We start from the raw sequence: 26,776 nt of genomic DNA, 5'->3' as shown, positions 1-26,776 counted from the left end.
TCGCAACCATAAAGGATGCATGCTGTGCTAAACCGTTATCCTTTGTGGAAGTACATCATGGTGCTAATAACACTGGTTATTGGCATCGTGTATGCGCTTCCCAATTTATACGGTGAAGATCCAGCAGTACAAATTTCCGGGGCGCGTGGCGCCTCGGTAGATATGACTGCGTTGGACTCCATCAAACAGACCCTCGAATCGAACGACCTTTCCTACCAATCCATTGCGCTCGAAGACGGTACCGTCTTAGCCCGCTTTAAAGACACGGAAGCACAAATCAGTGCCCGTGATGCCTTGATGTCGCGTTTCGACAGTGATGACTATGTGGTTGCCTTAAACTTGGCGCCTGCAACGCCATCGTGGCTGGATACGCTGGGTGCTACCCCGATGAAGCTTGGCCTAGACCTACGTGGTGGGGTGCACTTCCTGATGGAAGTGGACATGGATGCAGCATTAGAAAAGCTGATCACCCAGCAAGAAGACAGCTTCCGCACCGACTTACGTGAAGCGCGTATCCGTTATCGTGGTTTACGAATAGAAGATAACACCCGTGTTGTGGTGAATCTGCGTAATGCCGAAGACACCAATAAAGCGCTAGAACTGCTCTCGAACAACTACCTCGACATGAACTTTTCTGTCGATGAAGATGAAGGGCGATTAGCCGCGGTTTACAAAGAAGAGCGCCTCAAAGAGATTCGTAACTACGCGGTGGCGCAAAACATTACGATTCTGCGCAACCGTGTGAATGAACTGGGTGTGGCCGAGCCTTTGGTGCAACGTCAGGGCGCAAGCCGTATTGTGGTTGAACTCCCCGGTGTGCAAGACACGGCACGCGCGAAAGAAATTCTTGGTGCCACCGCGACCTTGGAATTCCGCGAAGTGGATCAGGACGCTGACCTATCTGCCGCCATGGCAGGCCGAGTGCCACCGGGCAGCGAGTTGATGCGTACTCGAGATGGTCGTCCCGCCGTGCTGAAAAAGCGGGTCATTTTGACGGGCTCGCACATTACTGACGCTAGCTCCTCCCGCGATGAATACAGCCGACCACAAGTTAACATCTCTCTCGACAGCGAGGGCGGTGACAAAATGGCGGACTTCAGTAAGCGTAACATTGGTGAGCTGATGGCCACCGTGTTTGCAGAATACAAAGACAGTGGCGAGCGTGACGAAGACGGCAAAGTGATCTTGGAAAAACACGAAGAAGTGATTAACCAAGCCACGATCCAGTCTGCTTTGGGACGTAATTTCCGCATTACCGGCATTGATTCTGCCGCCGAAGCACATAACTTGGCGCTGCTGCTGCGCGCAGGTGCCTTGATTGCGCCTATCTCGATTGTTGAAGAGCGCACCATTGGTCCATCAATGGGTCAGCAAAACATCAATATGGGTGTGCAAGCCTGTATCTGGGGCTTGGTGGCGGTGATGGTCTTCACCTTGATTTACTATCGTCGCTTTGGTCTGTTTGCTAACTGTGCCTTGCTCGCCAATATCGTCTTGATTATCGGTATTATGTCTTTGATCCCAGGGGCGACCATGACACTGCCTGGTATTGCCGGTATTGTCCTGACGGTGGGGATGGCGGTCGATGCCAACGTGCTGATTTTTGAGCGTATCCGCGAAGAAATCCACGAAGGCCGTAACCCTCAACATGCAATCGACCGTGGTTATTCTAACGCGTTTAGTACCATCGCCGATGCCAATATCACCACGCTGATCACCGCAATCATCTTGTTTGCTGTGGGAACAGGCGCGATAAAAGGCTTCGCGGTGACACTGTCGATCGGTATTTTGACCTCGATGTTTACCGCCATCATTGGTACGCGTGCACTGGTTAATCTGGTGTACGGCGGTAAGCGCGTCAAGAAGCTGTCGATTTAAGGGAGTCCAAGCATGTTTCAAATATTTAAACCGGACATGTCGATCAACTTTATGCGTTGGTCTAAATTGGCCTTCGTGTTGTCCATCGCCATGATTGCCGCGTCTGTCGTCACCCTATCCACTAAGTGGCTTAACTGGGGGCTCGACTTTACCGGTGGTACCTTGATAGAAGTGGGCTTTGAACAGCCCGCTGACTTACCGCAAATTCGTGAGTCACTGGCGGCTGACGGCTTTGGTGACGCCGTGGTACAAAACTTCGGTAGTGCCACTGATGTGATGGTGCGCCTGCGTCCGCGTGATGATATGGAAGGCGAGAACCTCGGTAACGAGGTGCTCAATGCCATCAAAACGGGTACGGGTGACCAGGTAGAAATGCGCCGCATCGAGTTTGTTGGCCCGAATGTGGGTGACGAGCTGACCGAAGCGGGTGGGTTGGCGATCATCATCGCGCTGGTCTGTATCCTGATCTACGTGTCGTTCCGTTTCGAGTGGCGCTTGGCGGCTGGCGCGGTGATGGCACTGGCGCACGATGTGATCATTACCTTGGGTATTTTCTCCTTGTTCCAAGTCGAAGTGGACTTGACCATCGTCGCTGCGTTGCTGACGGTGGTGGGGTACTCGTTGAACGATACCATCGTGGTGTTCGACCGTATTCGTGAAAACTTCCGTAAGCTGCGTAAAGGTGAGTCAGATGAAATCATTAATGCGTCTGTCTCTCAGACCCTGAGTCGAACCACCATTACCTCGGGCACGACTTTGTTTGTGGTGATTGCACTGTTCACCTTGGGTGGAACCATGATCCACGGCTTTGCGATGGCCTTGCTGATTGGTATCACTGTGGGTACCTACTCTTCAATCTACGTGGCGTCTGCTCTGGCATTGAAGCTGGGTATTGCGCGTGAGCACCTGTTGGTGCCAGAAGTGGAAAAAGAAGGGCAAGAGTTTGACGCGATGCCTTGATGCGCTCGCCCCGCGTTTGTTGCGGGGCGAATTGCACACTCGGTGTGCGTCGCAGCCAGTATGGCACTCTGTGTTAAAGAGACAGCCGATGATTTGACGGCATAAAAAAAGCGACGCTCACCGAGCGTCGCTTTTTTATACCCAGAGGGAAGCATTATTTTTTCATCGACTCAGGGGCGTTCTCGCGCACTTTGGCCAGCATGCCTTTTACGACGCGTGGTGCACCGCTTACCACGTTACCGCTACGCATGTAGTCGGTTCCGCCGTTAAAGTCGGTACAAATCGCCCCAGCTTCACGGGCAATCAATTCGCCTGCCGCGATATCCCACGGTTTCAGGCCAAGCTCAAAAAAGCCATCAACACGGCCTGCGGCCACATAGCAAAGATCCAACGCGGCAGAGCCGGTGCGACGGAAATCAGCACAATCAACGAATAACGCGCTCACGACCGCCATAAAGCCTTCAGCGTGTTGCTTTGCTTTGAAGGGGAAGCCCGTCGCTAAGATGGTGCCGTCGAGCTCTTTGGCGCTACCGGTACGAATACGCTTGTTATTGAGTTGTGCGCCAGCACCACGTTGTGCGGTGAATAGCTCATTACGGATAGGGTCGTAAACGCAGCCGATCTCAGTGCGGCCTTTAATACGCACCGCGATAGACACGCTGAAATGGGGAAAGTCGTTAACGAAGTTGGTGGTGCCATCCAGTGGGTCGATGATCCATTGATAGTCGCTATCTTTCCCTTCAGCCACGCCTGACTCTTCGCCAACGATGGTGTGGTCCGGGTAGGACTTTTTGATGATGTCGATGATGATTTGTTCTGCCGCTTTGTCGACATTAGTGACAAAGTCATTACTGCCTTTTTGCGCGGTTTCGATGTTGTCTCTGTTTTCTGCAGATTTGGCGATAAAGTCGCCAGCCTTCCGTGCAGCACGGACGGCGATGTTTAGCATCGGATGCATACGGTTTTCCCAACGGATGTTAAAGAACGAAAGCGGGGCGGAGTATAACAGAGCCAGAGCAAAAGGAAAGTGGGTATTTTTTGACCGTCGCGACGTCCGTAAACTGGCGCGACACGCTTAGCTGAGAAGTATTATCGATTGCACTGTGATAAACTGCGCAGATCTAACAGACACCTGCCCACCCCATCAAGGGTGCACAGCGTAAGAGACGAAAACAACATCATGCTAGATCAAATCCGCGTCGTATTGGTGGGAACTTCCCATTCCGGTAATATTGGCTCAGCCGCTAGGGCAATGAAAGTCATGGGGCTTAGCAATATGACCCTCGTGGCCCCCGAATGTGAAGTGGATGGCCAAGCCATTGCGTTGGCGGCCGGTGCCAGTGATATCGCCAACAATGCGCGGGTCGTCGGGACCTTAGAAGAGGCAGTGGCAGACTGTGGCCTTGTGGTGGGAACCAGTGCAAGAAGCCGGACACTCGAGTGGCCGATGCTCGATGCGCGCGAATGCGGTAAAAAGGCCGTGGAAGAGGCGAGTACTCACCCGGTGGCGATTGTCTTTGGTCGCGAGCGCACTGGCTTGACCAATGAAGAGCTGCAGACCTGCCATTATCATGTGTCGATTCCGTCCAACCCAGACTATAGCTCATTGAACTTGGCGATGGCGGTACAAACCCTGTGCTATGAAATGCGCGTCGCTTGGCTAGACAGTCAAGCCTATCAAGGCCCCACGCTGGAACAAACCTACCCTTTAAATGAAGAGCTTTCACGGTTTTATCAGCACCTAGAAACGGTCCTTAGCAAAACCGGATTTATCCGTACTCAGCATCCCGGGATGGTGATGACCAAGTTACGTCGGCTCTTTAACCGAGCGCGACTTGAGAGCCAAGAGTTAAATATTTTACGGGGGGTGCTGTCATCCATCGAAAAAGTGACCCAACAAGCGGCATCGCGCGAGCAAAATACCGATAATCATCGCGCTCAGTGATCCTTTCAACCGAGCATGCGTAACTTAGGGTGAAAACCTGACAAAAATACTCAGGTAAATACTTGACCAAATTACTCGGGTATGTAACTATCTGAGCATCTATTCACCACAGGTAGCGTGTTATGAGATTGACTTCGAAAGGCCGTTATGCGGTTACCGCCATGCTCGATGTGGCGCTTCATGCCGAGCAGGGTCCTGTACCACTGGCGGACATCTCTGAGCGTCAAGGCATTTCCTTGTCTTATCTTGAGCAACTTTTTTCACGGCTCCGCAAGTCGGGGTTGGTGACAAGTGTACGTGGTCCCGGCGGCGGCTATCGCCTCGGTATTGCGGCAAGTGACATTGCCGTGGGGGCCGTGATTGCTGCCGTTGACGAATCTGTCGACGCGACCAAGTGCCAAGGTAAAGCGGATTGCCAAGGCGGCACCCGTTGTTTAACACATACTCTGTGGCACGACTTAAGTGCCCGAATTAGCGGCTTTTTAAACGACATCACGCTCGGTGAGCTGATGCATGATAACGAAGTGAAGCAAGTAGCAGATCGTCAGGACGCTAAACTGGATGCCTCATTGGCGCCCAGAAACACATTTAGCTCGAAGGTCAAACAAGATAGCGCCACCATAGGCGTAAACGTTCGCTCCTGATGACCAATGTCGGTGTAATTGGAGAAAAACATGAAATTGCCCATTTATTTTGATTATTCAGCCACGTGTCCGGTGGATCCGCGCGTTGCTGAAAAAATGAGTCAGTACCTGACCATGGACGGGTTTTTTGGTAACCCGGCCTCTCGTTCACACCGCTTTGGCTGGCAAGCAGAAGAAGCGGTTGATACAGCGCGTGAGAACATTGCCAATTACTGCAATGCCGACCCACGTGAGATCGTGTTTACCTCTGGCGCGACTGAGTCAGACAACTTGGCTATCAAAGGTATTGCTAATTTCTACTCCAAGAAAGGCAAGCACATTATTACCTGCAAAACAGAGCATAAAGCCGTGCTTGACCCTTGCCGTCAACTGGAGCGTGAAGGCTTTGAGGTGACATATCTTGAGCCAGAAGAAAACGGCCTGGTCGATCTGAAGAAGCTCGAAGCGGCGATGCGTGATGACACGATTTTAGTGTCAATCATGCACGTGAATAACGAGATTGGTGTGATTCAAGATATCTCTGCGATTGGCGAGCTTTGTCGTGAACGTAAAATTATGTTCCACGTCGATGCGGCGCAGTCAGTGGGTAAAGTGCCACTGGACGTCAAAGAGATGAAAATCGATTTGATCTCGTTCAGCGCACACAAAGCGTACGGCCCTAAAGGCATTGGTGCCTTATACGTTCGCCGTAAGCCACGCGTACGCATTGAAGCGCAAATGCATGGTGGCGGTCACGAGCGTGGTATGCGTTCAGGCACATTGCCTACTCACCAAATTGTGGGCATGGGTGAAGCGTTCCGTATCGCGAAAGAAGAGCGCGAGAAAGACTTCCAACATGCGCTGGCATTGCGCGAGCGTTTTTATGAAGGCGTGAAAGATTTAGAAGAAGTTTACGTCAATGGCGATTTGGAACAGCGTGTTCCACATAACCTAAACGTGAGCTTTGCCTTTGTTGAAGGCGAGTCATTGCTGATGGCACTGAAAGATCTGGCGGTATCGTCAGGGTCTGCGTGTACTTCAGCAAGCCTTGAACCTTCCTATGTGCTTCGTGCGCTTGGACGCGACGATGAGCTCGCACATAGCTCGCTGCGCTTCTCCTTTGGTCGCTTTACGACGGAAGAAGAAGTGGATTATGCGATTGAGAAAGTGCGTGAAGCAGTCAACAAGCTGCGTGAAATGTCACCACTTTGGGACATGTACAAAGACGGTATCGATCTAAGTACCGTTGAATGGGCGCACCACTAACTCGAATAACGCGCCAGCTGGCAACAGTGAGCAATCATATTGAGGAAACGATTATGGCTTACAGCGATAAAGTAATTGACCACTACGAAAACCCACGTAACGTTGGCTCGTTTGAGAAAGGCGACCCATCGGTTGGTAATGGCATGGTTGGTGCCCCTGCGTGTGGCGACGTCATGAAACTACAAATCAAGGTGAATGACGAAGGCATCATCGAAGACGCCAAGTTTAAAACATACGGCTGCGGCTCGGCGATTGCCTCGAGCTCACTGGTTACCGAGTGGGTGAAAGGCCGCTCGATTGACGACGCTGCTGCGATCAAAAACTCTGAGATCGCAGAAGAATTAGAGCTACCACCCGTCAAGGTGCACTGCTCTATCTTGGCGGAAGACGCCATTAAAGCGGCGGTCAGTGATTACAAGAAAAAACACCAGCAGTAAAACGAAGGGGTTGTTGATATATGGCTATTACCATGACACAGGCGGCAGCAGATCGCGTCAGAGCGTTTCTCAATAACCGTGGCAAAGGCATTGGCTTGCGCCTGGGCGTGAGAACGTCGGGGTGTTCAGGCATGGCCTATGTACTCGAATTTGCGGATGAGCTGCAAGAAGGCGATCAGGTTTTTGAGTACGATGATGTCAAGGTAATCGTCGATGGTAAGAGCTTGCTCTATCTCGAAGGGACAGAGCTGGATTTTGTTAAAGAAGGCCTGAATGAAGGTTTTCAATTCAACAACCCTAACGTGAGTAGTGAATGTGGTTGTGGCGAAAGCTTCAACGTGTAATCCGTGAGAGCACATGAATCATTTTGAACTTTTCGAGCTACCGTATCAGTTTGAGCTGGACGGTAGCTCGCTTTCTTCAACGTTTCGGGAATTGCAACGTCAGTACCATCCCGATAATGTTGCTAGCCAAGACGAGAAAACCCGTCTGCAGGCGGTACAGAAAGCATCGCAAGTGAATGACGCGTTTCAGACGTTAAAAGATCCGGTTCGACGCGCTGAGTATATGCTGACGTTGCAAGGTATTGACTTAAAAGACGAACAGCAAACCATGCAGGATCCTGAGTTCCTGATGCAGCAAATGACGTTGCGTGAGGAGCTCGAGTCGATTACCGATAGTCAAGATGAAGCGGCGCTGTTTGATTTTGGTGAAAAAGCCCAGTCACTCTACGACGCATTGATTCTAGAGGTTAAACAGGCATTGGCTGCGTCACAGTGGCAAGAGGCCGCCGTGATTGTACGTAAACTCAAGTTCGCAGAAAAGCTTCGCCATGAAGTGGAGCGTGTCGAAGATCAGCTGATGAGTTGATCGCCCTTTCGCCTGTCAACGCAGTAAAGTTTAAGGATTAGACATGGCACTGTTACAAATTTCAGAGCCCGGTCAAAGTGCCGCGCCGCATGAGCACAAGCACGCGGTCGGCATCGATTTGGGTACCACCAACACCTTGGTGGCCACGGTACGAAGCGGTACCGCAACCACCTTGAACGACGAACAAGATCGACCACTGATCCCTTCTGTGGTCCATTACGGTGATGATGCCATTTCCGTGGGCTATGACGCCCTCCCACACGTGCAAACGGATAGCGCCAATACCTTGGTGTCTGTCAAACGCATGATGGGGCGTTCATTAGACGATGTGCAAGCCCGTTATCCGCAACTTCCTTATCAGTTTTCACAAACCGAAAATGGCTTGCCACAAGTGGAAACCCGCCGTGGCGCGATTAACCCAGTGCAGGGCTCGTCCGATATCTTACGCACCGTTCGCGAACGTGCGGAAAAAAGTTTGGGCGACGCGCTTGAAGGTGTGGTGATCACCGTACCTGCCTATTTTGATGACGCACAACGTGCGGGAACTAAAGATGCGGCGAAGCTGGCAGGCCTAAACGTGCTGCGTTTGCTTAACGAGCCTACCGCTGCGGCGATTGCTTATGGCCTTGATTCGGGCCAAGAAGGGGTAATTGCGGTCTATGACCTAGGTGGCGGCACCTTTGATATCTCGATTCTACGCTTGTCTCAGGGCGTGTTTGAGGTCATGGCGACCGGCGGCGATTCCGCATTGGGCGGAGACGACTTTGACCATCTACTCGAGCAATGGATCTGTGAGCAAGCCGGGTTTGACACCCTCAGTGGCGATCAGCGCCGTACCGTGCTGCACGCCGCCACGCAGGCGAAAATTGCCCTTTCTTCTGCTGACAGCGCGTCCATCGATGTGCTGGGGTGGCAAGGCGAGTTGAGCCGTGAAACGTTCGATCAATTGGTTGCTCCACTTATTAAGAAAACCTTGATGTCATGCCGCCGCGCATTAAAAGATGCCGGTGTCAGTGCCGATGAGGTGCTGGAAGTCGTGATGGTGGGCGGTTCTACCCGTGTTCCCGCCGTGCGTGAACAGGTTGGTACGTTTTTCGGTCGCGAGCCACTGACCAGCATCGATCCAGATAAAGTGGTTGCCGTTGGCGCCGCGACACAAGCTGATATTTTGGTGGGCAACAAACCAGACTCTGACATGTTGCTGTTGGATGTGATCCCGCTTTCTCTTGGTATCGAAACCATGGGCGGTTTGGTGGAGAAAATTATCCCACGCAACACCACCATTCCTGTGGCAAAAGCGCAAGAATTCACCACGTTTAAAGATGGCCAAACCGGCATGAAAGTGCATGTGGTACAAGGTGAGCGTGAAATGGTAGACGATTGCCGCTCATTAGCACGTTTTAGCCTTAAAGGCATCCCACCGATGACGGCGGGGGCGGCCCATGTTCGCGTTACTTATCAAGTAGATGCTGATGGCTTGTTGTCCGTGACGGCGATGGAAAAATCCACCGAAGTGGAAGCGTCTATCCAAGTGAAGCCCTCTTATGGCTTGAGTGACGATGAGATTGCCACCATGATCAAATCGTCATTTACCCATGCGGAAGAAGACAAAGATGCCCGCTACTTGGCGGAGCAGCGTGTGGAAGCCGATCGTGTGATCGAAGGCTTGCTGGTTGCCATGCAACAAGACGGGGATAACCTGCTCAACACTGATGAGCAGCAAGCTTTGGTGAAAGAAATAGAAGCCTTGATTGCCTTGCGCAACGGTGTTGATGGCGCCGCCATTGAAGCCGGGATCAAAGCATTAGACAAAGCCAGCCAGACCTTTGCGGCACGCCGCATGGATCAATCGATTCGTCATGCGTTGGCCGGCCAATCCATTGATGAGGTGTAATCATGCCTAAGATTATTGTTCTGCCGCACCACGAGTTATGCCCAGAAGGTGCGGAATTGGAAGCGAAAGAAGGGGAAACTGTCCTCGACGTGGCGTTGAAAAATGGCATTGGCATTGAACACGCGTGTGAAAAGTCGTGTGCGTGTACCACCTGCCATGTGGTGATCCGTGAAGGGTTCGACTCGTTAGACGAAAGTGATGAGCTAGAAGATGACATGCTCGACAAAGCGTGGGGGCTTGAGCCGGAGTCACGCTTGGGTTGCCAAGCAAAAATTACCGATGAAGATTTGGTGGTTGAGATCCCGCGCTATACCTTGAATCACGCAGCCGAAAACCATTAATCCAAGGCTGTAACGGACGGAGAAGCAAGATGAGCTTAAAATGGACAGACTCGCTCGATATTGCAATCGAGCTTTGTGACGCCTACCCAGATGTCGATCCAACAACGGTTCGTTTTACTGATTTGCATCAGTGGATCACTGAACTGGATGATTTTGACGATGACCCAGAGCGTTCCAATGAGCGCATCCTCGAGGCGATCATCATGTGCTGGATGGATGAGAGAGACTGAGGGCTAGCTCTCGCGAGTGATTGATAATACTTGTGTTATCGTCTCCGGCTCGGCACAGTACCTGTGGCCAATAAAACATACATTCAAAGCGGGCCAATGGGCTCGCTTTTTTCATATCGCTGAGGCGTCCAGGCGTTTGTCTGAGGGCTCAGTGAGACACGCTGTACAGTAAAAGCAGCGAGACAGTACAAGGAGTGCAATATGTCAGATTCATTAAACGTTATCCTGTCGCATCAGCCGGCGGCGCCACAGTGGGGCGATAACGCGCTGGTCTCCTTTGACGCTGACAACGCGGTGATCCATGTGTCGAGCGATGCCAACCCGCGAGACAAGGTGCAACAAGCGGCGCGCAAGCTTGAAGGGCAAGGTGTGCCTGCGCTGACACTCACAGGAGAACACTGGGATCTTGAATTAGTCTGGGCGTTCTACCAAGGGCTTCGTGGCCCCAAAAATAAGGTCGCCTTTACGCAGACCGTGTTGAACGATGCCGATACGCAAGAGTTCGAGCTTCGACAGACCGTGGGTGACTGGGTACGCGATATTATCAACCAAACGGCAGAAGAAGTTGGGCCACATCAGTTAGTGGCGCGTGCGGGGGAGTTTGTTAAGTCCATGGCCCCCGACCAGGTCAGTTATAAAATCATTTCCGGTACCGACCTGTTAGAAAAAGGCTGGAATGGCATTTATACCGTCGGTCGTGGCTCGGCGCGCAAACCGACCATGTTACAACTCGACTATAACCCTACAGGCGATCCGGACGCGCCTGTGTATGCCTGTTTGGTGGGGAAAGGGATCACCTTTGATTCTGGGGGCTACAGCATTAAAGGCTCCGACTTTATGACCACCATGAAAGCGGACATGGGCGGCTCAGCGACAGCGACCGGGGCGCTGGCGATGGCGATTGCCAAGGGGCTGAATAAACGCGTTAAACTGGTACTCTGCTGTGCCGAGAACATGATCTCAAGCAGTGCTTACAAGTTGGGTGATATTATCACGTACAAAAATGGCGTGACCGTTGAAGTGCTCAATACCGATGCAGAAGGGCGCTTGGTGCTCGCTGATGGCCTGATGTATGCCAGTGAGCAAAAACCTGAACTTCTGATTGATTGTGCCACGCTCACCGGATCGGCAAAAGCCGCGTTGGGTAATGACTATCATGCGCTGTTTAGTTTCGACGATGAGCTCGCACACCGTACGCTTGACGCGGCACAAAAAGAAGGCGAGGGCATGTGGCCGTTGCCATTGGCCGACTTCCATCGCCAGCTGCTGCCTTCCTCGTTTGCGGATATTGCCAATGCATCCATGGGGGCGTATATGCCAGGTGCGAGCACCGCGGCGGCGTTCCTTTCCTACTTTGTTGAGGATTATCAAAAAGGCTGGATGCACATTGATTGCTCTGGCACTTACCGCAAAGCCGCCAATGATAAATGGGCCGTGGGCGCGACCGGTATGGGTGTGAAAACCTTAGCGCGTGTATTGCTCGACCAAGCGAAATAGACCTGTGACACCTTGGGTGAAAGGTTAACAAAATTTTGTGTGAGTTAACGCTTCACCCGATTGGTCATAGGGACACGCGAGGAAATTTGCTAGGGTAGGCGCGTTGTTGCCCCTAGCGGGCCAGATTCAGACAGTGAAAGGACAAGCGAATGACCATTGAACGCACTTTTTCTATCGTTAAACCTGATGCCGTAGAGCGTAATTTAATTGGCACGCTTTATCAGCGTATCGAAAGTGCAGGTTTGCGTATCGTGGCGGCGAAAATGCTCCATCTTAGCAAAGAGCAGGCAGAAGGATTTTATGCCGAGCACCAAGGGAAGCCTTTCTTTGAATCCTTGGTTGGGTTCATGACGTCAGGCCCTATCATGGTGCAAGTACTAGAAGGCGAGAGCGCGATCAGCCGCTACCGTGAGTTGATGGGAAAAACCAACCCAGAAGAAGCAGCGTGTGGTACATTGCGCGCTGACTATGCGGAAAGCATGCAATATAACTCAGTGCATGGCTCTGATAGCCCTGCGTCTGCAGAGCGCGAAATCGCGTACTTTTTTACCGCGGATGAAATTCATCCTCGCTGCTAAATCAAGCACCTGCTTTTTAATCTTAAAAAAGAGGCGTCAGCCTCTTTTTTTCTGCCTATCGAAATCAGACAACCACATTGAATAACCCCGCTGTTAGAGAGTGGAAACTGTGATCTAAAGCCTGTACAATTTCGCGCCTTAAGCGCGTCCCGAGGAGATATCTTGGCTATGATCAAGGTAAGACATCGGCACGCGTGAGGCGATGATTCAGTCTTACCACCTAGCTAGTTCTTACGAGGCAACCCCCAATGACGACAGAGAAAGTTAATCTGCTTGATTTTGACAGGCAAGGATTGCGTGCCTACTTCGCTGATGAGCTCGGCGAAAAAGCCTTCCGTGCTGACCAAGTCATGAAGTGGATGTATCACTTTGGTTGCGACGACTTCGATGAAATGAACAACATCAACAAGAAGTTGCGTGAGAAGCTCAAGCGGGTGGCAGAAATTAAAGCCCCAGAAGTCAGTGAAGCGCATTACTCCCAAGATGGCACCATCAAATGGGCAATGCGTGTGGGCGGTCAAGACGTGGAAACCGTGTATATCCCCGAAGATGACCGCGCGACACTGTGTGTCTCCTCTCAGGTAGGCTGTGCGCTTGATTGCAAGTTCTGCTCAACCGGGGCTCAAGGTTTTAACCGCAACTTGCGTGTGTCTGAGATCATCGGGCAAGTGTGGCGTGCGTCGAAAGAGATCGGCATTGAGAAAGAGACGGGCCGTCGTCCGATCACTAACGTGGTGATGATGGGCATGGGAGAGCCGCTGCTCAACATGAAAAACCTTCTCCCTTCTCTGAATTTGATGCTCGACGACAATGCTTATGGTTTATCTAAGCGTCGAGTCACCGTGTCGACATCGGGCGTGGTCTCTGGCTTGGAGCAAATGATTGGCAAAATCGATGTCGCCTTGGCCATCTCACTGCATGCGCCGAACGATGAGCTGCGTAGCCAAATCATGCCCATTAACGATCGTTGGGATATCGAGGCCTTTTTGGATGCGGTACACCGTTATATTGCAACCTCAAATGCCAACCGCGGCCGTGTGACGGTAGAATATATCTTGCTGGATCATGTCAATGACTACATGGAGCATGCGCGCCAACTCGCAGAGCTATTAAAAGACACCCCAGCGAAGATTAACCTGATCCCATTTAACCCGTATCCTGGATCACCGTTCAACAAACCGAGTAATTCTCGTATTGATAGGTTTATGAAAACCTTGATGGAATACGACTTTACGGTGACGGTACGTAAAACACGAGGCGATGACATTGACGCAGCGTGTGGCCAACTAGCCGGTGACATTGTCGACCGAACTAAGCGTGCCGAGAAGCGACTGGGCGCACAGGAGGTGATCCCTGTTCGACCCGTCTAAATGAGATGGCGATAAGGGGATGGCATGACAAAAACGGTTTGGGTTGTGGGCGTGTTGATGGCGTTGGCTGGCTGTTCAACGCCAAGTTCGCAGCACAGTGAGCCCAAGTTTGATAAGATTCAAGCCGCAGAGGCGCGTATTGCACTGGGATTAGGCTATCTAAACAGTGATCGCTATCAACAAGCGCAGCAAAACTTGCAGCAAGCGCGCCAATATGCACCTAACTACTATCGCACCTCGCTGTCGATGGCGTATTATCAACAACGTGTCGGTGAAAACGACAAAGCGGATCGCTTATATCAACAAGCGTTAGCGCAAGCGTCTGAAAAAGGCGATGTATATAACAATTACGGTGTTTTCTTGTGCGAACAACAGCGGTTTGCCGCGGCAAATGACGCATTTTTGCAAGCAGTCGTACAACCGTATTATCATCGTGTGTCAGACAGTTATGAAAACGCGGCGTTTTGTCAGCTAAAAGCTGGCCACGTAGAACGCGCAAAAGCCTTGTTTAGCAAAGCGGCTGATCACGACCCACTGAATGTCCGTGCGGGGTTACAACTTGCCAAGTTAGAGATAGAGACTGGGCAAGAGGCAGCAGCCGTCGCACGTATCAAGCGGCTCCACCAACGCGTTGGTGTTCAGCCTGCCGGACTGTTATTGCTAGTGAAAGCTTATCAGCAACAAGGCTACACGGAGCGAGCTGCCCATGACGCTCAGCGATTGGCGCAACGGTTTCCAGAATCCAAAGAATATCAATTGTACCTAGCGAATGAATACTGAACAGACGGAAGAACAAGCGCAATCTGATACCCAACCTGCGCCCGGGGAAGTATTAAAGCAAGCGCGAGAGAAAATGGGCTGGAGTGTTCGTGATGTTGCTGACCGACTTCGGTTGCGGGTCAGTGTCATTGAGGATCTTGAACAAAACAACCCAGACATGGATCAATTGGCCACGTTTACACGTGGCTATTTGCGCTCCTATGCCAAGCTGATGCAAATCGACGCCGATCAGCTTTTGGGTAATAGTAATATGGAAGCGAGCAGTGCGGCTACCGTACAAAAAATGCAAAGCTTCTCGCGCAAAACGCGGCGGCAAAAGAGCGAAAGTCGATTAATGTGGCTGTCTTGGGTGATTATTGCCATTGCGGTCGGGATCACTGGCGTGTGGTATTGGCAGAATCAGCAGGCTATGACGTCCGTGCCAACACAATTAGATAGCCAACAAGCGGATGAGCTCGTCACGACCCCATCAGCACAAGATAGCGCGATGGTTGCCGCCGATGCACCGGCAATGGCCGAGCCTGCGATGACAGATTCGGCGGCCTCACAAGGGGCGGAGCCGCAGGTCACTGATGCACAAGATGCCGCGAACGCGCCGGTGTCAGATGAGGTGAGTCCATCAGCATCGACGGCGTCAGAATCGGCCACTGCGGTTGAGTCGGCGCAAGCGGACGAGGCGACAACGCAAACAACACCCGAGGCACAACCAACGGCAGCGTCTGAGGATGAAGTCCCCGCAAGCACGGTCAATAACCGTCTGGTGATGACCTTTAGTGGAGATTGCTGGATAGACGTGCGAGACGCCAATGGTGAGCGACTGGCAACCGGGATAAAATCTGAGGGTGAACAAGTGACCTTAACCGGCGACACCCCGTATCAATTAGTATTGGGTGCCCCTAGTGTGGTGAAAATCACCTTTAATGGCGACAACATTGATCTTGATGGCTTCCCAACCGGCCAAGTGGCTCGGTTGCGCCTTCCGCAGTAATCAGAGAACGTCGATATGCACAACGAAACTCCCATCAAACGCCGTCCCTCAACGCGCATCAATGTCGGCAATGTGCCGATTGGTGATGGCGCGCCGATTGCCGTGCAATCTATGACCAACACGCGAACCACAGATGTGGCAGCCACCGTCGCGCAAATCAAAGCGCTAGAAGGGGTGGGTGCAGATATCGTTCGGGTGTCAGTACCCACCATGGACGCGGCGGAAGCGTTTAAAGAGATTAAAGCGCAAACGTCGATCCCTTTGGTGGCAGACATCCACTTTGACTACCGTATTGCATTAAAAGTGGCGGAGTATGGTGTCGATTGTTTGCGTATCAACCCAGGTAATATTGGTAAAGAAGAGCGCATTCGGGCGGTGGTAGATGCCGCACGTGATAAAAACATTCCAATCCGAATTGGTGTGAATGGCGGCTCACTTGAGCGCGATCTGCAAGAAAAATACGGGGAGCCAACGCCCGATGCTTTGGTCGAGTCGGCCATGCGTCATGTCGATATCTTGGACCGTCTTAACTTCGATCAATTTAAAGTCAGCGTCAAAGCGTCAGATGTCTTCTTGGCGGTTGAGTCTTATCGCAAACTTGCGCAGCAGATTGATCAGCCTTTACACCTTGGCATTACGGAGGCTGGTGGCGCGCGTGCTGGTGCGGTTAAGTCATCCGTTGGTTTGGGAATGCTACTGGCGGAAGGCATTGGTGATACCTTGCGGGTATCGCTCGCCGCCGATCCGGTAGAAGAAATCAAAGTGGGCTTCGATATTCTCAAATCACTGCGTATCCGCTCGCGCGGCGTCAATTTTATTGCGTGTCCGAGCTGTTCGCGTCAAGAGTTTGATGTGATTGGTACGGTCAATGCGCTCGAGCAGCGCGTGGAAGACATACTGACCCCAATGGATGTCTCCGTGATTGGTTGTGTGGTCAATGGCCCGGGTGAAGCCGAAGCGTCTCACCTCGGTTTGGCTGGAGGTAACAAGCGCAGCGCTTATTACCTCGACGGTAAACGCCAAAAAGAGCGCTTTAATAACGACAACTTGGTGGATGAGTTGGAGGCAAAAATCCGCGCCAAAGCGGCGATGATGGATGAACGCAACCGCATCAAGGTGTCACAAATCGATCAAGAAGGCTAAGCCGTTAGGCGGCCTTCTCCCCTTTTCTATCATGTCGGTAACGGAAGTTAACGTGGCTAAAACAATTCAAGCAATTCGAGGCATGAATGACTGCCTCCCGTCTCAATCTCCTTTATGGCAAAAGCTCGAATCTACGATTAAAAAGGTAGTGAGCGCTTACGGCTATAGCGAAGTTCGCATGCCTATTGTGGAAGCAACGCATTTGTTTAGCCGTGCGATTGGCGAAGTGACAGACGTTGTCGAAAAAGAAATGTACACCTTCGATGATCGCAACGGCGACAGCCTCACTTTGCGTCCTGAAGGGACCGCGGGTTGTGTCCGAGCGGGGATCGAAAATGGCCTGCTGTACAACCAAGAGCACCGTTTGTGGTACACCGGGCCTATGTTCCGTCATGAGCGCCCACAAAAAGGTCGTTATCGCCAGTTTCATCAGTTTGGCGTTGAGGTGTTTGGCCTAAATGGCCCAGACGTGGACGCGGAACTTATCATGATGACCGCACGTATGTGGCGTGAGCTGGGCATTGCTGAGCATGTGCGATTGGAGCTTAACTCAATCGGCTCACCACAAGCGCGTGCGAACTATCGTCAAGCGCTGGTGGACTTTTTGATGCAACACGAATCAGTGTTGGATGAAGACAGCAAGCGTCGAATGCAGACCAACCCATTGCGCGTGCTCGATACCAAAAATGCGGACATCCAAGCTGTATTGGTTAATGCGCCTCAGTTGGGTGATTATCTGGATGACGAATCAAAACAGCATTTTGCTCTCTTGTGTGAACTCTTGGACGCGGCAGGTATCGAATACCAAGTTAACCACCGTTTGGTACGTGGCCTCGACTACTACAACCGGACCGTGTTTGAGTGGATCACCGATAGCTTGGGGGCGCAAGGCACGGTGTGCGGTGGTGGCCGTTATGATGGCTTGGTTGAGCAACTCGGGGGGAAAGCGACGCCTGCCGTTGGGTTTGCAATGGGATTAGAGCGTTTGGTTCTGATGCTGGAAAACCTCAACCAAGATGATGTCCGCCCGGCGGTGGATGTGTACATGGTCACGGCGGGTGAAGGCGCGATGATCGCTGGGATGAAACTGGCGGAGCGCTTACGCGAACAGGTGCCCGGACTGCGTGTGATGTCACATTTTGGCGGTGGTAGCTTTAAGAAACAGTTTAAGCGCGCGGATAAAGTCGGCGCCTCTGTGGCGCTCGTGCTAGGCGAGGATGAAGTTGCCAACGGCACAGTGGCGTTAAAAGATTTGAAAGGCGGCGAGCAACAAACACTGAATCAGGATGAGATCGCCGCGTCACTAAAAGCATTGATTTAAGAGGACAGAACGTGGACGTCTACACCACAGAAGAGCAGCAGGTTGAAGCCATTAAGAAGTGGTGGCGAGACAACGGTAAAGCGGTCGTGATCGGCGCCGTTGTCGGTTTGGGGGCGTTATATGGCTGGCGTTATTTTCAGTCACAACAGCTCACCAACCAAGAGCAAGCCTCACAGCAATACGAACAAGTGCTAAGTGGTATTGAAAGCGGCGATACCGTGTCATTGAGCCAATTAGAAGGCCATGAAGGTTATCGTGCCTTGGCGGCATTGCAGCTGGCACAAAAGCATGTTGCGCAAGGGGAGCTGGAAAGTGCCCGTGAGCAATTGCAAAACGCTCAGCAAGCCGTGAAAGACGAGGCGCTGTATGGGTTGGTGACGACACGCCTGGCGCGCGTTGAAGCGGAGTTAGGTAATTACCCAGCCGCATTGAGCGAACTCGACAAAGTCACCACGCAGAGCTGGACCGCGAAAGTGGAAGAGATCCGCGGCGACGTCTTGCTTCGTCAAGGCGACAAGCAGGCAGCGCGAGACGCGTATGCAGCGTCATTGGCGGCGGCGGAAAGCCCGACCGTTAACATGAAGCTTGATAATCTGAGTCAATAAGGTCGTGGTATGAAAAAACGATTATGGCGCATGGCTGCAATGGCCACGACCATGGCTGTACTGGCTGGCTGTGCCGGTGAAGAAGATGTGGTGCAAATGGCGCCACTGCCTGCTGTGACCAATGAGATATCTTCAACCCAGCATTGGCGAGCACAAGTGGGCGACGGTGTCGGGCAGTATTATTCCGCACTTCAGCCTACAGTGGCCTATGACAAAGTCTTTGCGGCTGATCGACAAGGTTTAGTCGCCGCGTTTGATTTAGAAAGCGGTGAATCTATCTGGCAACAGTCGGTGCAAGACGAGACACCGGCGTTGCTCTCCGGCGGGTTGAGCGCCTCATACGGCAAAGTGTATGTGGGTGGCGAAACGGGTCAAGTGTACGCACTGGATGCGGAAACCGGCGAGCGGGTTTGGCAACAGAACGTGAATGGCGAAGTGCTGGCCAAGCCTTTGGTGGAAGCTGGGTTGGTGATCGTTAACACCAGCCGTGGTGAGTTAGTGGCATTGGACGCGGAATCGGGCGAGCCACAGTGGAACAACACCAATGATGTGCCGAACTTGAGCCTACGCGGTGAAAGTGCGCCGGTGACTATTTCCGGCGGCGTATTCTGGGGGATGGCCAATGGACGCCTAGGCGCGGCAATGATCGAAACCGGACGGTCTATTTGGCAAATTCCTATCTCGACACCAAAAGGGGCGACTGAAATCGACCGCTTAGTGGATGTGGATGCGACCCCAGTGATCGATGGCGACCGTTTGTATGCAGTAGGCTATAATGGCCAATTAGTCTCTATTGATTTGCGCTCCGGAAAAGCGGCGTGGAAGCGGGATTTTTCCTCTGCTAAAGACTTCCTCGTAGCAGGCAATAGTATTTATCTTATTGATGATAAAGACAATATTGTTGCGTTAGATGCACGCAACGGCCTAGAGAAGTGGCGCAACACACAGTTGGCGTACCGTATCTTAACGGCACCCGCGGCAAGCGGCGGCTATCTGGTGGTCGGCGACAGCCAAGGCTACTTGCATTGGCTTGACCCGCAAACGGGCGATTTTGTCGCGCAGCAATCACTGGAAGGTAACGGGATCGCTGTTGCCCCGGTGCAAACGGATGATGGCTATATCGTGATCACCCGTGATGGTCAACTGAGAAAGCTGAGTATCGAGTAAGCGAAGCCACCCAGTTCTATATTTAGGCTCCTGGCTGCAAAGACAGTCGGGAGCCTTGTTTATTAATAAAGCGAATGAAAAGAAGAGGTCTACATGATTCCTGTTATAGCCCTAGTGGGGCGCCCGAATGTGGGGAAATCGACGCTCTTTAACCGTCTTACCCGCACACGCGATGCATTAGTAGCGGATTTTCCGGGACTGACCAGGGATCGAAAATACGGCAAAGCATTGCTGGATGATCACGAGTTTATCGTGATCGACACCGGCGGCATTGACGGCACCGAAGAAGGTGTGGAAACCAAGATGGCGGAGCAGTCGCTAGCGGCGATTGAAGAAGCCGATGTCGTGCTGTTTATGGTGGATGGTCGAGCCGGTCTTACGCCAGCGGACAAAGACATTGCTCAGCATATTCGTACCCGTGAAAAAACCACCTTCTTGGTGGTGAACAAAGTGGATGGTATTGACCCAGACACGGCAACCGCGGACTTTTGGCAGCTGGGCATGGACAACATGTTCCAAATTGCCGCCGCGCATGGTCGAGGTGTTAGCGGCCTGATTAATCGTGCGTTGACGCCTTTGGTTGAGCAAGTGTCAGCGGACGAGGACGACGAGCAAGCAGGCTTGGTCGATTTGACCGATGAAGCAGATACGCTCGACAGTGGCGAAGACGCGGTTAAAACCGAAGAGCAGGCTGAAAGCGAGTATGAATACTTACAGTCGCTGCCGATTAAAATCGGTATTATCGGCCGTCCCAATGTGGGTAAATCGACCCTGACTAACCGTATGCTGGGCGAAGAGCGCGTGGTGGTTTATGACATGCCAGGCACTACCCGCGACTCGATTTACATTCCCATGGAGCGTGATGGTCGCGAATACGTGATGATTGATACCGCCGGGGTTCGACGTCGTAAACGGGTGACCGATAAAGTGGAAAAATTTTCGGTGATCCAAACCCTCAAGGCGATTGAAGATGCCAACGTCGTATTGTTGGTGATCGACGCACGAGAGAACATCTCGGACCAAGACTTAAGCTTACTTGGTTTTGCGCTGAATGCGGGCCGCTCGATTGTTTTGGCGGTCAACAAGTGGGATGGCTTAGATAGCGAAGTGAAAGAGCGCGTGAAGTCTGAGCTTGACCGCCGCTTAGGGTTTGTCGACTTTGCCCGTGTGCATTTTATTTCTGCTTTGCACGGCACCGGGGTAGGCCACTTGTTCGAGTCGATTCAAGAGGCGTATCAGTCAGCGACAAAACGCGTCGGAACCGCGATGCTCACCCGTATTCTGAAAATGGCGCAAGATGACCATCAACCACCGATGATCCGGGGACGTCGGGTGAAGCTCAAATATGCGCACGCAGGCGGTTACAATCCACCGATTGTGGTCGTTCACGGCAGCCTTGTTAAAGAGTTACCTGATTCGTACAAACGTTATTTGATGAATTACTACCGTCGAACCCTGGATATTATGGGCACGCCGATCAAGATCCAGTTCCAAAACAGCGAAAACCCCTATGAGGGGAAAAAAGAAAAGCTGACATTATCTCAATCCCGTCAGCGTAAACGCTTAATGGATATGGTGAAAAATCGTAATAAGAAGTAATACAAAGCCCAGCAGCGATGCTGGGCTTTTTTTTGATCGCGATGTGGTGGGTTCGCTCTCTCTTGGGATCGGTTACTGAATAAAAGTGATCTGACTCACATTAATGAGCGCGATTATCTGTTGTCTTAGATCCTAGTGTGTCACGCTGCCGCTCAGGTTTTGAGCGGTGATAAAATCGACACCCCTTCCCACGTCACACTTTTAGATTGTTCTGGATCCAGGCTTTAATAAAATATAGTTCAGATTTTTATCCTTTTAAAAATCCAAATGCAGAATATGTAACTTATGCTTTCGGGAAGTGTATTGATAAATATTCTTTTCAGGGTAGGAAGCTGATCAAGGGGAATAAACCCCAAGATCGCGCGATCGCTTACTGATCGGTCAGATGTGTGTTGTGCAGAGTTTAATCAGAAGATTGATGCGGGTGTCGCTGCCGAACCACGCTGGTGACATCGCCGTTGCTGAGCTGAGTGTGTAAGGTATCGCCCTCTTCTAGCTGGTTGATGTTAGTGACGATGTGCCCATCACTATCACGGCTAATTGAATAGCCGCGAGAAAGGGTGGCAAGTGGGCTGACCGCATCTAAGGTGGCGACCAAGGTGGCGAGTCGCTGTTGCGCATGTGACAGGTGTGAGTCCATCGCGTGGGTGAGGCGTTGATGGTATTGCGCCAATTGAGCCTGATGTTGCTGAATACGACGGTCAGGCGTCATGCGCTGCAATCGATTATCTAGCGTGTTCAGTTGGCTGCTGTACCGTGAAAACTGCTTAGTGAGTGCCTGGTGCATCCGTCTTTGCAGCTCATCAATATGCTGACTTTGCTGTTGTAGACGACGGCGAGGGTGCTGATGAGATAAACGGTGTTCGTGCTGCGTCAGTGCCCGCTGCTGGCGATACAGGAGGGTGCCAATCGCGTTTTTGAGCGCTTGCTCGCGCTGCTGATATTGCTGCAAGCGGTAACTAAGATCACGGCTGACAAGCTCTGCGGCGGCTGATGGCGTCGGCGCGCGCACGTCGGCAACAAAGTCAGCAATGGTAACATCCACCTCATGGCCCACGGCACTGACGATGGGGATCTGACTGGCGGCGATAGTACGGGCGACGATTTCTTCATTAAAGCACCATAAATCTTCGAGTGAGCCACCGCCACGGCCAACAATCAGCACATCACATTCGTTGCGGCTGTTGGCACGTCCAATGGCTTGGGCAATTGAGAGCGCTGCCTCTTGTCCTTGTACCAGCGTTGGATAGATAACCACTGGCAGGCTCGGATCGCGCCGTTTCAACACATTTAGAATATCGTGCAAGGCAGCGCCTGTTTTGGAGGTGATTATGCCAACGCGTTTGGGTTGGTCGGGCAAGGCCTGTTTGGCGCTTTGTGCGAATAAGCCTTCAGCGGCTAACGCTTGTTTGCGTTGCTCAAACGCCTGTTGCAGTCGTCCATCGCCTTCGGGCTGCATGCTTTCTAAGATCAGTTGATAGTCGCCGCGAGGCTCGTACATAGAGACACGCGCACGTACCAACACTTGATCGCCGTTTTTAGGTTTGAACATCACGCGGCGATTGTTACCACGGAACATCGCACATTTAACTTGGCTTTGGTTATCTTTCAACGATAAATACCAGTGACCGGATGTCGCAGCGGTAAAATTAGAGATTTCACCCGTGAGCCAGACGATACCGATGTTTTTCTCCAAGCAAAGACGCACTTCGGCATTTAAGCGAGAGACGGAAAGAATGTTTCGGTTGTTAGCGGTCACGATCACGGATCCTTTCAATAAGCCTGAGGGCATACTACCTGCCGCACCCCAGTATGCCAAATAGACCTTGAGCAATCGGTTGCGAAAAAGTCGCGTTGATATCTGGTGATAAATCAACCGACTAAAAATCCGTTGCCCACCAAACAGCGATTCTTAATAAAAATCGATAGCCAAACGTTTGCGCTGCCCGTATAATGCTGCGGCAATATTTTGTTCCCCTTCACAAATTTTGGTGTGAGATATTGCAATGCTGAGAATCGCGAAAGAAGCGCTAACCTTTGACGATGTACTCCTCGTCCCTGCCCACTCAAATGTTCTTCCTAACCATGCCGATCTGCGTACAAAACTGACACGCTCGATCAGCTTAAACATTCCTGTTCTATCCGCCGCGATGGACACGGTGACCGAAGCCCGTTTGGCGATTGCCTTGGCGCAAGAAGGTGGTCTTGGCTTTATCCATAAGAACATGACTATCGAGCAACAAGCCGAACAAGTACGCTTGGTCAAAATTTATGAAGCAGGCATGGTCACCAATCCAGTGACTGTAACCCCAGAAATGACCATTGCTGACGTGAAGGCACTGACTGAGCGTAACGGCTTTGCCGGTTACCCTGTTGTCAATGCACAAAAAGAGCTGGTGGGGATCATCACAGGCCGTGACGTGCGTTTTGTGTCTGACTTAAGCAAGCGCGTCGAAGACGTGATGACACCAAAATCTCGCCTCGCTACTGTGCAAGAAGGCGCAGAGCGTGAGCAGGTACAACAGCTCATGCAACAGCACCGCGTCGAGAAGATTTTGGTGGTCAACCCAAGTCATCATCTCACCGGTATGATCACCGCCAAAGATTTCCAAAAAGCGGAAAGCAAGCCTAATGCCTGTAAAGACGAACAAGGTCGCTTGCGTGTCGGCGGTGCCGTTGGTGCCGGTGCGGGCAACGAAGAACGCATTGCCGCCTTGGTTGAAGCGGGCGTGGATGTGCTGTTGATTGACTCATCACATGGCCACTCTGAAGGGGTTCTGCAACGTATTCGTGATGCACGTGCCGCGTATCCGAACCTGCAGATTGTGGGCGGCAATGTCGCCACCGCTGAAGGCGCACGCGCCCTGATTGAAGCCGGTGTGGATGCCGTCAAGGTTGGAATTGGCCCAGGCTCGATTTGTACCACGCGTATCGTTACCGGCGTGGGTGTCCCGCAGATCACTGCGATCAGTGATGCAGCCGCTGTAGCGCAAGAGTACGGCATTCCCGTGATTGCCGATGGCGGTATCCGCTTCTCAGGGGATTTGTGTAAAGCGATAGCCGCGGGCGCGTCGTGCGTGATGGTGGGCTCAATGCTTGCTGGTACCGAAGAGTCTCCGGGTGAAGTCGAACTTTACCAAGGCCGTGCATATAAATCATATCGCGGTATGGGCTCGGTGGGCGCGATGTCAAAAGGCTCGTCTGACCGTTACTTCCAAAGCGACAACGCCGCAGACAAGCTGGTACCTGAAGGGATTGAAGGGCGTGTCGATTACAAAGGCATGATGAAAGAGATCATTCATCAGCAAATGGGTGGCCTGCGCTCCAGCATGGGCCTCACCGGCTCTGCCACCATTGAAGAGATGCGTACCCAAGCGCAGTTTGTTCGCGTCACTGGCGCGGGCATGAAAGAGTCACACGCGCATGATGTCACCATTACTAAAGAAGCGCCGAACTACCGTCTCGGCTAAAGACATCACCACCGCGATGCATTTGAGAGGGGAGCGCGGCTCCCCTTTGTTCCACTTAATTGAGAAAGCCAGATAATGACCCAGAACATTCATGCTCAACGTATTTTGATCCTTGATTTTGGCTCCCAGTACACCCAACTGATTGCGCGCCGTGTCCGTGAAATCGGTGTGTATTGTGAGCTTTGGAGCTGGGATGTGGATGAGCAAGACATTCGTGATTTTGCGCCCAACGGCATCATCCTATCCGGTGGCCCAGAGAGCGTGGCAGAGGAGAACTCGCCGCGTGCACCGCAGTATGTCTTTAATGCCGGCGTGCCTGTGTTAGGGGTTTGTTATGGTATGCAGACCATGGCCGAGCAGCTCGGTGGTAAGGTGGCCGGCTCTGAGCACCGTGAGTTTGGCTACGCGCAAGTAAAACGCGTTGGACAAAGTGCACTGTTTGATGGCATTGAAGATGCCATCGCCGATGACGGGCATGCGCTCCTCGATGTATGGATGAGCCATGGTGATAAAGTGGTCGCCATTCCAGAAGATTTTGTCAAAGTGGCCGAGACGGACACTTGCCCCTTCGCGGCCATGGCCAATGAAGACAAACGTTTTTATGGCGTGCAATTCCATCCAGAAGTCACTCACACGCGCCAAGGCCAACGTATGTTGGAGCAGTTTGTGATGCAAATCTGCCAATGCGAGCGCTTGTGGACACCAGCCACCATTATTGACGATGCGATTGAGCGTATTCGTGAGCAAGTCGGGGATGATGAAGTGATCCTTGGCCTGTCTGGCGGCGTCGACTCTTCTGTGGTCGCCATGCTGGTTCACCGTGCAATTGGCGATAAGCTCACGTGTGTATTCGTCGATAACGGCCTATTGCGTCTTAATGAAGGTGAGCAAGTACTGGAAATGTTCGGTGACCACTTTGGCTTGAACATCGTCCATGTCAACGCCGAAGACCGTTTCCTCGATGCCCTTAAAGGCGAAGCGGATCCGGAAGCCAAGCGTAAAATCATTGGCCGCGTGTTTGTCGAGGTATTCGATGAGCAAGCGAGCAAAATGAAAAATGCCAAGTGGCTGGCACAAGGCACTATCTACCCGGATGTAATTGAGTCAGCAGCCTCGAAAACCGGTAAAGCGCATGTGATCAAATCACACCACAACGTCGGTGGCCTGCCGGAAGAAATGGAAATGGGTCTGGTTGAGCCACTCAAAGAGTTGTTCAAAGACGAAGTGCGTAAAATTGGCCTTGAGCTAGGCTTACCGTACCACATGCTTTATCGCCACCCCTTCCCAGGGCCAGGCCTTGGTGTGCGCGTGCTGGGCGAGATTCAAAAAGAATACTGCGATCTGCTTCGTCGCGCCGATGCGATCTTTATCGAAGAGCTGCGCAACGCCGATCTCTACGAGAAAGTCTCGCAAGCCTTTGCGGTATTCCTACCGGTTCGTTCGGTAGGCGTGATGGGCGATGGCCGTAAATACGATTGGATCATTGCCCTGCGTGCTGTTGAAACCATCGACTTTATGACCGCACATTGGGCACACCTGCCATACGATTTTCTGGGTAAGGTATCAAACCGCATCATCAACGAAGTCGACGGCATCTCCCGCGTGGTTTACGACGTCTCCGGCAAACCGCCAGCGACAATTGAGTGGGAATAAGACTCGCTAGGTAGCGCATTAAGCCTTGCCAACTAACAACAATGCCAGTCAGTTTTCTGACTGGTATTTTTTATGGTTGCAAGGTTGGCATCATGGCTGTTAAAAATTCATGATCTAGTTCAAAGGGATAGAATGATTTATAAATATATTTTATGTTAATA

Annotated in this window: 25 protein-coding genes; 23 read left to right on the top strand and 2 right to left on the bottom strand. The window is 51.9% G+C overall.

Translation table 11 applies throughout. The annotated features are described in order from the left end of the window. Nucleotides 1–24 precede the first annotated feature (24 nt). Nucleotides 25–1,878 (top strand): protein translocase subunit SecD, encoded by a 1,854-nt coding sequence (gene secD, locus BZG20_RS15500; RefSeq protein WP_046075015.1) that lies wholly within the window; start codon nt 25–27, stop codon nt 1,876–1,878. A gap of 12 nt (nt 1,879–1,890) precedes the next feature. After that, nucleotides 1,891–2,838: a protein translocase subunit SecF gene (secF, locus tag BZG20_RS15495; RefSeq protein WP_046075014.1), complete on the top strand. Its 948-nt coding sequence runs from the start codon at nt 1,891–1,893 to the stop codon at nt 2,836–2,838. A gap of 154 nt (nt 2,839–2,992) precedes the next feature. Here secF and suhB read toward each other — a convergent pair whose 3' ends face one another. Continuing rightward, nucleotides 2,993–3,796, bottom strand: coding sequence for an inositol-1-monophosphatase (gene suhB / locus BZG20_RS15490; RefSeq protein WP_046075013.1), 804 nt, complete (start codon nt 3,794–3,796; stop codon nt 2,993–2,995). 222 nt (nt 3,797–4,018) lie between these two features. Here suhB and trmJ point away from each other — a divergent pair, with 222 nt between their 5' ends. From trmJ to der, 19 genes are all read left to right on the top strand, one after another. After that, nucleotides 4,019–4,783, top strand: a complete 765-nt coding sequence (trmJ, locus tag BZG20_RS15485) for a tRNA (cytosine(32)/uridine(32)-2'-O)-methyltransferase TrmJ (RefSeq protein WP_046075012.1) — start codon at nt 4,019–4,021, stop codon at nt 4,781–4,783. A gap of 122 nt (nt 4,784–4,905) precedes the next feature. Beyond that, a complete protein-coding gene (gene iscR, locus BZG20_RS15480) occupies nt 4,906–5,427 on the top strand; it encodes a Fe-S cluster assembly transcriptional regulator IscR (protein ID WP_077579558.1) in 522 nt (173 codons plus the stop codon). Between the two features lie 30 nt (nt 5,428–5,457). Beyond that, on the top strand, nt 5,458–6,672 hold the full coding sequence (locus BZG20_RS15475) for an IscS subfamily cysteine desulfurase (protein ID WP_046075010.1): 1,215 nt from the start codon (nt 5,458–5,460) through the stop codon (nt 6,670–6,672). Between the two features lie 53 nt (nt 6,673–6,725). Continuing rightward, a complete protein-coding gene (iscU, locus tag BZG20_RS15470) occupies nt 6,726–7,109 on the top strand; it encodes a Fe-S cluster assembly scaffold IscU (protein WP_046075009.1) in 384 nt (127 codons plus the stop codon). Between the two features lie 20 nt (nt 7,110–7,129). Beyond that, complete coding sequence (gene iscA / locus BZG20_RS15465; RefSeq protein WP_046075008.1) at nt 7,130–7,453, top strand: iron-sulfur cluster assembly protein IscA; 324 nt, start codon at nt 7,130–7,132, stop codon at nt 7,451–7,453. A gap of 13 nt (nt 7,454–7,466) precedes the next feature. After that, nucleotides 7,467–7,979, top strand: a complete 513-nt coding sequence (hscB, locus tag BZG20_RS15460; RefSeq protein ID WP_046075007.1) for a co-chaperone HscB — start codon at nt 7,467–7,469, stop codon at nt 7,977–7,979. A 43-nt stretch (nt 7,980–8,022) separates the two neighbouring features. Beyond that, nucleotides 8,023–9,873 (top strand): Fe-S protein assembly chaperone HscA, encoded by a 1,851-nt coding sequence (gene hscA, locus BZG20_RS15455; protein ID WP_077579557.1) that lies wholly within the window; start codon nt 8,023–8,025, stop codon nt 9,871–9,873. A 2-nt stretch (nt 9,874–9,875) separates the two neighbouring features. Beyond that, entirely contained in the window at nt 9,876–10,214 is a 339-nt protein-coding gene (fdx, locus tag BZG20_RS15450) for an ISC system 2Fe-2S type ferredoxin (protein ID WP_046075005.1), read from the top strand. Between the two features lie 29 nt (nt 10,215–10,243). After that, entirely contained in the window at nt 10,244–10,444 is a 201-nt protein-coding gene (gene iscX / locus BZG20_RS15445; RefSeq protein ID WP_046075004.1) for a Fe-S cluster assembly protein IscX, read from the top strand. 201 nt (nt 10,445–10,645) lie between these two features. Continuing rightward, complete coding sequence (pepB, locus tag BZG20_RS15440) at nt 10,646–11,941, top strand: aminopeptidase PepB (protein WP_077579556.1); 1,296 nt, start codon at nt 10,646–10,648, stop codon at nt 11,939–11,941. A gap of 149 nt (nt 11,942–12,090) precedes the next feature. After that, complete coding sequence (gene ndk / locus BZG20_RS15435) at nt 12,091–12,519, top strand: nucleoside-diphosphate kinase (RefSeq protein ID WP_077579555.1); 429 nt, start codon at nt 12,091–12,093, stop codon at nt 12,517–12,519. 248 nt (nt 12,520–12,767) lie between these two features. Continuing rightward, complete coding sequence (locus BZG20_RS15430; protein ID WP_046075001.1) at nt 12,768–13,889, top strand: bifunctional tRNA (adenosine(37)-C2)-methyltransferase TrmG/ribosomal RNA large subunit methyltransferase RlmN; 1,122 nt, start codon at nt 12,768–12,770, stop codon at nt 13,887–13,889. Nucleotides 13,890–13,913: 24 nt separating this feature from the next. Continuing rightward, a complete protein-coding gene (gene pilW / locus BZG20_RS15425) occupies nt 13,914–14,669 on the top strand; it encodes a type IV pilus biogenesis/stability protein PilW (RefSeq protein ID WP_077579554.1) in 756 nt (251 codons plus the stop codon). Then, on the top strand, nt 14,659–15,657 hold the full coding sequence (gene rodZ, locus BZG20_RS15420; RefSeq protein WP_077579553.1) for a cytoskeleton protein RodZ: 999 nt from the start codon (nt 14,659–14,661) through the stop codon (nt 15,655–15,657). The genes pilW and rodZ overlap by 11 nt, the downstream gene beginning before the upstream one ends. Nucleotides 15,658–15,672: 15 nt before the next feature. Next, nucleotides 15,673–16,800, top strand: coding sequence for a flavodoxin-dependent (E)-4-hydroxy-3-methylbut-2-enyl-diphosphate synthase (ispG, locus tag BZG20_RS15415; protein ID WP_077579552.1), 1,128 nt, complete (start codon nt 15,673–15,675; stop codon nt 16,798–16,800). Nucleotides 16,801–16,852: 52 nt separating this feature from the next. Next, nucleotides 16,853–18,121 carry a histidine--tRNA ligase gene (hisS, locus tag BZG20_RS15410; RefSeq protein ID WP_046075050.1) on the top strand — a complete coding sequence of 423 codons (1,269 nt, stop codon included), beginning with the start codon at nt 16,853–16,855 and terminating at the stop codon, nt 18,119–18,121. A gap of 11 nt (nt 18,122–18,132) precedes the next feature. Further along, nucleotides 18,133–18,726, top strand: a complete 594-nt coding sequence (locus tag BZG20_RS15405; protein WP_046074997.1) for a tetratricopeptide repeat protein — start codon at nt 18,133–18,135, stop codon at nt 18,724–18,726. 9 nt (nt 18,727–18,735) lie between these two features. After that, entirely contained in the window at nt 18,736–19,893 is a 1,158-nt protein-coding gene (gene bamB / locus BZG20_RS15400; protein WP_077579551.1) for an outer membrane protein assembly factor BamB, read from the top strand. 93 nt (nt 19,894–19,986) lie between these two features. Further along, a complete protein-coding gene (der, locus tag BZG20_RS15395) occupies nt 19,987–21,492 on the top strand; it encodes a ribosome biogenesis GTPase Der (RefSeq protein WP_046074995.1) in 1,506 nt (501 codons plus the stop codon). 403 nt (nt 21,493–21,895) lie between these two features. Here the strand turns inward: der and xseA are convergent, their stop codons facing one another. Continuing rightward, on the bottom strand, nt 21,896–23,254 hold the full coding sequence (gene xseA, locus BZG20_RS15390) for an exodeoxyribonuclease VII large subunit (RefSeq protein ID WP_198531507.1): 1,359 nt from the start codon (nt 23,252–23,254) through the stop codon (nt 21,896–21,898). A 244-nt stretch (nt 23,255–23,498) separates the two neighbouring features. Between xseA and guaB the strand changes: the two genes are divergently transcribed. Together guaB and guaA are read left to right on the top strand one after the other, a co-directional pair. After that, nucleotides 23,499–24,962: an IMP dehydrogenase gene (gene guaB, locus BZG20_RS15385; protein ID WP_046074993.1), complete on the top strand. Its 1,464-nt coding sequence runs from the start codon at nt 23,499–23,501 to the stop codon at nt 24,960–24,962. A 75-nt stretch (nt 24,963–25,037) separates the two neighbouring features. Further along, complete coding sequence (gene guaA / locus BZG20_RS15380) at nt 25,038–26,615, top strand: glutamine-hydrolyzing GMP synthase (RefSeq protein ID WP_046074992.1); 1,578 nt, start codon at nt 25,038–25,040, stop codon at nt 26,613–26,615. Nucleotides 26,616–26,776 lie beyond the last annotated feature (161 nt).

The sequence above is a fragment of the Salinivibrio sp. IB868 genome (assembly GCF_001995655.1).
GTDB classification, from domain to species: domain Bacteria; phylum Pseudomonadota; class Gammaproteobacteria; order Enterobacterales; family Vibrionaceae; genus Salinivibrio; species Salinivibrio siamensis.
This window is presented reverse-complemented; position numbering and strand designations above follow the sequence as displayed.

Coding starts and splice junctions, on each gene's coding strand:
- BZG20_RS15430 (WP_046075001.1), top strand. CDS start 12,768: ATGACGACAGAGAAAGTTAATCTGCTTGATTTTGACAGGCAAGGATTG.
- bamB (WP_077579551.1), top strand. CDS start 18,736: ATGAAAAAACGATTATGGCGCATGGCTGCAATGGCCACGACCATGGCT.
- suhB (WP_046075013.1), bottom strand. CDS start 3,796: ATGCATCCGATGCTAAACATCGCCGTCCGTGCTGCACGGAAGGCTGGC.
- trmJ (WP_046075012.1), top strand. CDS start 4,019: ATGCTAGATCAAATCCGCGTCGTATTGGTGGGAACTTCCCATTCCGGT.
- hscA (WP_077579557.1), top strand. CDS start 8,023: ATGGCACTGTTACAAATTTCAGAGCCCGGTCAAAGTGCCGCGCCGCAT.
- der (WP_046074995.1), top strand. CDS start 19,987: ATGATTCCTGTTATAGCCCTAGTGGGGCGCCCGAATGTGGGGAAATCG.
- ispG (WP_077579552.1), top strand. CDS start 15,673: ATGCACAACGAAACTCCCATCAAACGCCGTCCCTCAACGCGCATCAAT.
- iscR (WP_077579558.1), top strand. CDS start 4,906: ATGAGATTGACTTCGAAAGGCCGTTATGCGGTTACCGCCATGCTCGAT.
- pepB (WP_077579556.1), top strand. CDS start 10,646: ATGTCAGATTCATTAAACGTTATCCTGTCGCATCAGCCGGCGGCGCCA.
- guaA (WP_046074992.1), top strand. CDS start 25,038: ATGACCCAGAACATTCATGCTCAACGTATTTTGATCCTTGATTTTGGC.
- rodZ (WP_077579553.1), top strand. CDS start 14,659: ATGAATACTGAACAGACGGAAGAACAAGCGCAATCTGATACCCAACCT.
- secF (WP_046075014.1), top strand. CDS start 1,891: ATGTTTCAAATATTTAAACCGGACATGTCGATCAACTTTATGCGTTGG.
- iscA (WP_046075008.1), top strand. CDS start 7,130: ATGGCTATTACCATGACACAGGCGGCAGCAGATCGCGTCAGAGCGTTT.
- hscB (WP_046075007.1), top strand. CDS start 7,467: ATGAATCATTTTGAACTTTTCGAGCTACCGTATCAGTTTGAGCTGGAC.
- iscU (WP_046075009.1), top strand. CDS start 6,726: ATGGCTTACAGCGATAAAGTAATTGACCACTACGAAAACCCACGTAAC.
- pilW (WP_077579554.1), top strand. CDS start 13,914: ATGACAAAAACGGTTTGGGTTGTGGGCGTGTTGATGGCGTTGGCTGGC.
- ndk (WP_077579555.1), top strand. CDS start 12,091: ATGACCATTGAACGCACTTTTTCTATCGTTAAACCTGATGCCGTAGAG.
- BZG20_RS15475 (WP_046075010.1), top strand. CDS start 5,458: ATGAAATTGCCCATTTATTTTGATTATTCAGCCACGTGTCCGGTGGAT.
- fdx (WP_046075005.1), top strand. CDS start 9,876: ATGCCTAAGATTATTGTTCTGCCGCACCACGAGTTATGCCCAGAAGGT.
- iscX (WP_046075004.1), top strand. CDS start 10,244: ATGAGCTTAAAATGGACAGACTCGCTCGATATTGCAATCGAGCTTTGT.
- guaB (WP_046074993.1), top strand. CDS start 23,499: ATGCTGAGAATCGCGAAAGAAGCGCTAACCTTTGACGATGTACTCCTC.